The sequence below is a fragment of the Bradyrhizobium cajani genome (genome assembly GCF_009759665.1).
Classification (GTDB): domain Bacteria; phylum Pseudomonadota; class Alphaproteobacteria; order Rhizobiales; family Xanthobacteraceae; genus Bradyrhizobium; species Bradyrhizobium cajani.
The window spans coordinates 606,881-613,389 of the sequence record NZ_WQNE01000001.1 but is presented as its reverse complement, the minus strand read 5'-3'; the positions used below and the strand labels follow the sequence as shown (position 1 = coordinate 613,389).

Here is a 6,509-nt window from a genome sequence, read left to right as displayed (position 1 = left end):
CCCCCTCACCCCAACCCTCTCCCCGCAAGCGGGGCGAGGGAGCGCGCTGTCCGCGCCGCGGTGACTTCACTACGCCCCGTAGGTCGAACCCTTCGGCAGCGGGAAGATCGGGTCCTGGGTGCGGATGTTCGTTGGCCATACCACCGAGATGTGCTCGCCGGCGTTCTGCATCACCACCGGGGTCGAGCGTTCGTTCTGGCCGGACAGCGGGGTGCCCGGCGGGAAGAATTTCACGCCGTAGCCCTGGATGGTGCCGCCGGCGGGAATGTCGACGTCGAGCGCTGCTTTCCGAATGGCCTCGGGCTCGAAGCTGCCGTACTTCTCCTTGGCGACCGGCAGCACGTTGTTGAGCAGCACCCAGGTCTGATTGAAGCCCATCGAGCAGTGCGGCGGCACGTCGGTCGCGCCGGTCTTGGCCTGGTAGCGCGAGACCATGGTCTTGGTCAGATCGCCCATGCCCGGCGCGAGCTTTGATGGATCGAGCAGCTGCGCCGGCACCGGATCGATGTTGCAGAAATTGTCGATGTCGGGGCCGAAGGTCGCGCGCAGCTTGTCGAGCTGGCTGTAGCCGGCACCTGCTCCGAACAGCATCTTGAAGCGCAGGCCGCTCTCGCGCGCCTGGCGCAGGAACAGCGTGATGTCGGGGTTGTAGCCGGCGTGCGAGATCACGTCGGCCTTGGCGCGCTTGATCTTGGTGACGAGCACGGAGAGATCGGGGGCCGAGGCGGAATAGCCCTCGCGCAGCACGACCTGGATGCCGGCCGCCTTGGCATAGGCCTCGTCGGCGGAGGCAACGCCGACGCCATAGGGGCCGTCCTCGTGGATCAGCGCGACCTTGACCTCCTTCGGGTCCATGCCGAGCTTGGCTTTCGCATGCTCGTTGATGAACCCCGCAAAGGCTTGTCCGTACTGGTCGGAATGAATCTGGGCGCGGAAGACGTATTGCAGGTTCTTGTCCTTGAACACGGCGGTCGAGACCGCCGTCGTGATCCAGAGGATCTTCTTTTGCTGCTCGACCTTGGCGGCGAGCGGCACGGCGTGCGAGCTCGCATAGACGCCGTTGAGGATATCGACCTTCTCCTGGCTGATCAGGCGTTCGGCCTCGTTGATCGCGACGTCCGGCTTGCTCTGGGAGTCGGCGGCGATAGGTACGATCTTGGTCTTGCCTCCGATCCCGCCTTTCTCGTTGACGAGATCGATCGCAATCTGCGCACCGATCGAGGAGGCAACCGAGCCGCCGGCGGCGAACGGGCCGGTCAGATCGTAGATCACGCCGATGCGCAAATTCTCGGCTTGCGCCCTGGCACGTGTCCAATCGAGGCTGAGTGCGGCGGCGGCAGCCGCCGAGGTCTTCAGCAGCGTCCTGCGTGAAGTCGGCATCCTATCCTCCCTCTGAACCTGTATGTCTGGTTGTTATTTTTTTGCGAAGTATTGGGAGCGGGAGGTGGAAAGTCAACATCGCCCAAGGTCGATAGGGCGGGCGGCGGCAATAGAACGCAACTGCGAAGGACAGCAAAAAGCCCACCGCTCCGCAGGGAGCGATGGACTTTGTCGCCGGCGCGAACCGATTACTGCGACAGCTTCACGAAGTTCGGAAACTTCATCTTGCCTTCCGCGATCTTCTCGGGCCAGACCACGACCTGCTTGCTGTCCTGCCACTGGAAGACGAGGCCGGTGACCGCGCCCGGGCCGGACTTGATGCCGTGGGTGAACTCGTCGTCCTTGCCGTAGAACTGGATGCGGCCGATCGTGCCCTCGTAGTCGGTCTTCTCGAGTTCGGCGACCATCTTGTCGGGATCGGTCGAGCCCGCGCGCTTGATCGCTTCGGTGATGAAGTAGACCTCGTCATAGGCGGTGTAGCCGGTATAGGCCGGGGGGCTGCCGAACTTGGCCTTGAAGGCTGCCGCGAACGGTTTCGTCTTGGGGGTGACGGCGACATCGGGCGTCGCCACGGCCAGCGACGGCACGCCGTCGGCGGCGCCATTGGTGTCCTTCCAGAAGGTCGGGCTCAGCGCCTGCGCACTGATGCCGAACATCGGGATCGGCACCTGCTGGTTCTTCCACTGCACCGTCGGCTGCACGCCGACATGCGAGATGCCGGTCACGATCACGTCCGGCTTCTTGCTCTCGATGTTGTTGAAGATCGGCGTGAAGTCGGTGGTGTCGGGCGAGAAGCGGACGTGCTCGACGACCTTGAGGCCGGCCTTGGGCAGGCACGCCTCATAGCCGACGTCGAGCGGTTTGGTCCAGGCCGCATCCTCGCTCATGATCGCGACGGTCTTGAACTTGAGCTTGTCGACCAGGAGATCCTTGGCGGCGTCGCAGACGAGCTGGGCCTGGGCTGCCGAGGTCAGATAGCCGTGGAAGGTGTATTTGTTCTTCGCATAGTCGTTGTGGATCGCCTTGGTGATCTCGTTCGAGGCAGCGCCGGGCGTGATCAGCGGCATCTTCAGCCGCGCCGCCCAGGGCTCCAGCGCGAGCACGACCTCGCTGATATAGCTTGCGATCACGGCCGAAACCTTGTCCTCACTCACGGCGCGCTGGAAGGCGCGCACGGAGTCCGCGGACGAGCTCTTGTTGTCGTAGGTGACGATCTCGATCTTGCGGCCGAGGACGCCGCCCTTCGCGTTGATCTCGTCGGCGGCGATCTGCGCGCCGCCGGGCGTTGCCGCTCCCGCGATCGACTGCACCTCGGCGATGACGCCGATCTTGATCGGATCGTTCGACTGCGCGTAGGCGGGCGCAGCGAGGCACATTGCCAGCGCGGAGGCGAGGAAGCTGCGGCTCAAGATCGTCGATGGTCGCATGGTCGTTTCCCTTTCCATGTTTTTGTTGGTGGTTACGAACTCAGAGAAAATCGGCCCCGGCCTCCGCCGCGAAGCGGCCGGGATCGCCCTCCCAGACGATCCTCGCATGCTCGAGCACGTAGACGCGGTCGGCATGGGGAAGCGCGAAGGTGACGTTCTGCTCGCCGAGCAGCACCGTGATCGACGTGGTCTGCCGCAGCTTGGTCAGCGCCTTGGACAGTTGCTCGAGGATGACGGGGGCAAGGCCCAGCGTCGGCTCGTCCAGGATCAGGATTTGCGGCTGCATCATCAGGGCGCGACCGATCGCGAGCATCTGCTGCTCGCCGCCGGACAGCGTCTGTGCCATCTGGCCCTGGCGCTCCTTCAGGATCGGGAACAGCTCGAACAGCCAGGCGAGCTGTGCGGCGCGCTTGTCGTCGGACAGGTGCTGGCCGCCGAGATCGAGATTTTCCCGCACGCTCATCTCGCCGAACAGCTCGCGCGATTCCGGGCACTGCACGAGGCCGCTGCGGGCGATCTTCGCCGGGCTCGTGCCACGCAGCCTGTCGCCGCCGCGCACGATCTCGCCGCTATAGGGCAGGAAGCCGGAGATGGTGTTGAACAGCGTGGTCTTGCCGGCGCCGTTGAGGCCGACGATGGAGACGAACTCGCCCTCGTGAACGTGGATCGAGACGTTCTCCAGCGCCTGCGCCTTGCCGTAGAACACGCTGACATTCTCGACCTGGAGCAGCGGCACCTTGTCCTTGAAGCTGGTCTCGGGCCGCGCATGGGTCTCGATCGCGCCGCCGAGATAGACCCGGCGCACGGTCTCGTTCTTCATGACCTCGTCGGCCCTTCCGGTGACGATCTCCTCGCCGAGATACATCGCGAGCACGCGGTCGACGAGGGCCGCCACGCTCTTGACGTTGTGGTCGACCAGCATCACCGCGCGGCCCTCGTCGCGGAAACTGCGGATCAGGTCCGAAAAGATGTCGACCTCGGCCCGCGTCAGACCTGCGAAGGGCTCGTCGACCAGCACGACTTTCGGGTCACGCGCGATCGCCTTGGCGAGCTCGAGCCGGCGCAAATCGGCGAAGGGCAGCGTCGGCGGGCGGCGGTTCATGACGTTGCCGAGCCCGACGCGCTCGGCGATCCATTTGGCGCGCTCGACCAGCGCCTTGTCCGGGAACAGCATGAACAGGCTGTCCGGCAGCAGCGCGACCAGAATGTTCTCCAGCACCGTCTGCCGGTTCAGCGGCCGCGAGTGCTGGAACACCATGCCGAAGCCCTTGCGCGCGATCTTGTGCGCGGGCAGGCCGGCGACGTTCTCGCCCTCGAAGATCACCTCGCCGGACGTCGGGCGCTCGATGCCCATCACGCTCTTCATCGCGGTCGACTTGCCCGAGCCGTTCGGCCCGATCAGGCCGAAGATCTCGCCGCCATTGACGTCGAAGCCGAGGTTCTTGACCGCGGTCAATCCGCCGAAACGCTTGGTCAGGCCGCGGACTTCGAGCACGGCCCGGTTGGAAAGCCTCATGTCCATCACGAGCGCGCCTCGCGCGAGAGGGCCGCTCCGAGGAAGCCGCCGGGGAAGAACAGCACGACGAGGAGCGCGACCGCCGAGACGATGAAGGTCGCGAGTTCGCCGGTCGGCCGCAGGAACTCGCCGGCGACGATCAGGAAGATCGCACCCAGCGCCGCGCCGAGCACGGTGCGGCGGCCGCCGAGCACGGCCGAGACGATGACGTTGACGCCGACCGCGACGTCGACGACGGTGCCGACCGAGGCAGTGCCGAAGTAGAACACCAAGAGTGCGCCCGACAAACCAGAGAAGAACGCGCTGACGATGAAGGCGGCGAGCTTGTGCTTGACGATGTTGAAGCCGAGCGCGCCGGCCTGCACCGGGTCCTGGCCGCTTGCTTGCAGCACCAGCCCGATCGGCGATTGCGACAGGCCGTAGAGGATCGCCGCCGAGATCGTCATGAAGCCGAGCGCGATCCAGTAATTGGCGCCGGCATCGATGGTGATGACGTCGGGGATGGTGAGCCCGATCTCGCCGCCGGTGAGGTCGGCGAACACCACGATGAAGTTCTGCAGCATCAGCACCGCGACCAGCGTGGTCAGACCGAAATACGGACCGCGCACCCGCAGTGCCGGCAGCGCCAGCACGAGGCCGGCGATGACGGAGGCGAGCGCCCCGAGCACGATGCAAGGATAGACCGACCAGCCGAACTGGGCGTTCAGGATGCCGGCGGTGTAGGCGCCGACGCCGATCAGGAAGGTCGGACCGAAATTGACCTCGCCGGCAAAACCGAACAGCAGGTCCCAGGCCATCGCGAACACGCCGAAATAGAACGCGACGGTGAGAAGGCCGAGCACATAGCCGGAGACGTAGAGCGGCAAGGTTGCCGCGATCACGACGAGCGCGAGCGAGATGAAGAACAGGCGTGAGGTAAAGAAGGTGGACATCTCAACGCCTCCCCAGAAGGCCCTGGGGCCGGATGTACATCACGAAGACGAGGAGCAGCAGCGCCGGGATGGTGCGGTAGGCCGGCGAGACCAGATAGGCCGTCAGGGTCTCGAGATAGCCGACCACGAAGGCGGCGATCAGCGAGCCGGAGACGCTGCCGAGACCGCCGAGCACGACGATCGAGAACGCACTCGCCGTCAGCGGTCCGACACTGTATGAGCTGACGCCCAGGAACATTCCGAGCAGCACGCCGGCGATGCCGGCGAGGATGCCGTAGATCGCCCACACCACGATGTAGATGTTGGTGAGCTCGAGCCCGAGCAGCGTCACGCCGCGCGGATTCATCGAGGCCGCCAGCACCGCCTTGCCGGTGCGGGTGCGGTTCACAAGCAGCCACAGCAGCGCGATGACGAGGCAGCACACGATCGCGGTGAAGATCTCGTTGCGCGGCGTGCGGACGCCGAGGATCTCGACCACGCCCTCGACGATCGGCAGCACGGTCTTGGCGTTGTTGGTGAAGAAATAGGCGATCAGCTCCTGGATCATGATGCCCCAGAGCAGCGTACCGGTGAGGACGAAGATCTCCTTCTCCTCATTGGGGATGCGCCGGGAGTCCTGGATCGGCTTCACCACGGCGAAATAGGTGGCAAACGCAGTGAGAAGCGCGACACCAACGCCGATCAGCGCGCCGGCATAGGTGCCGACATTGAGGATGCTGGCGGCGGCCCAGGCCGCCACCGCTGCCGCCACCATGATGGCACCGTGGGAGAGGTTGAGCACGCCGGAGACGCCGAAGATCAGCGTGAAGCCGGTGGCACCGAGAGCGTAGAGCGCGCTGATGGCAAAGCCATCGATCAATATCTGGAATGCTCGCATTGATGATTGGCCGGGCAGTACGGCTGCCGCTTGGAGGAAAAGGTGCTGCGTGCACCGCATGCGGAAGGCTCCGGGCAAGGGCCGGGCGCCGTTCCGATCAGTTCGCGGTGGGCTTGATGGAGCTCGGGAGACTGACGTCAGTCCTGACGACGTCCTCCGGCGCGCCGGTCACGGCGGCGTCGAGCGAATTCGCAACGCAACAGAGAGTCTTTTCTTCATGTTGTTCTCTCCCTTGAACAAGCCTCTTGTGAGCTATTGGGGCGCGACTATACCGGCGAGGACATTCTCGGCAAGTGAAACCGCGTTCAGGATTGTGAGAGGCCGACCAAAATCCAGCGCTGCGTAAATAGAGAGCAGCGCGGCGCGTCGACCGCACA

General features: G+C 64.8%; 5 protein-coding genes. All 5 read right to left on the bottom strand.

Going from position 1 to position 6,509, the window contains the following annotated elements:
- Positions 1-69: 69 nt before the first annotated feature.
- The 5 genes from GPL20_RS02680 to GPL20_RS02660 all read right to left on the bottom strand — a co-directional run bounded on the left by GPL20_RS02680 (position 70) and on the right by GPL20_RS02660 (position 6,132).
- Positions 70-1,380, bottom strand: coding sequence for an ABC transporter substrate-binding protein (locus tag GPL20_RS02680; protein ID WP_157327382.1), 1,311 nt, complete (start codon positions 1,378-1,380; stop codon positions 70-72).
- A gap of 188 nt (positions 1,381-1,568) precedes the next feature.
- The gene (locus GPL20_RS02675; protein WP_157327380.1) at positions 1,569-2,807 is read right to left on the bottom strand and encodes an ABC transporter substrate-binding protein; all 1,239 of its coding nucleotides are present in this window, start codon (positions 2,805-2,807) and stop codon (positions 1,569-1,571) included.
- A gap of 40 nt (positions 2,808-2,847) precedes the next feature.
- Positions 2,848-4,329, bottom strand: a complete 1,482-nt coding sequence (locus GPL20_RS02670) for an ATP-binding cassette domain-containing protein (RefSeq protein WP_157327377.1) — start codon at positions 4,327-4,329, stop codon at positions 2,848-2,850.
- On the bottom strand, positions 4,329-5,255 hold the full coding sequence (locus GPL20_RS02665) for a branched-chain amino acid ABC transporter permease (RefSeq protein WP_157327375.1): 927 nt from the start codon (positions 5,253-5,255) through the stop codon (positions 4,329-4,331). The genes GPL20_RS02670 and GPL20_RS02665 overlap by 1 nt, the downstream gene beginning before the upstream one ends.
- 1 nt (position 5,256) lies before the next feature.
- Positions 5,257-6,132, bottom strand: a complete 876-nt coding sequence (locus GPL20_RS02660; RefSeq protein ID WP_157327373.1) for a branched-chain amino acid ABC transporter permease — start codon at positions 6,130-6,132, stop codon at positions 5,257-5,259.
- Positions 6,133-6,509: the final 377 nt, after the last annotated feature.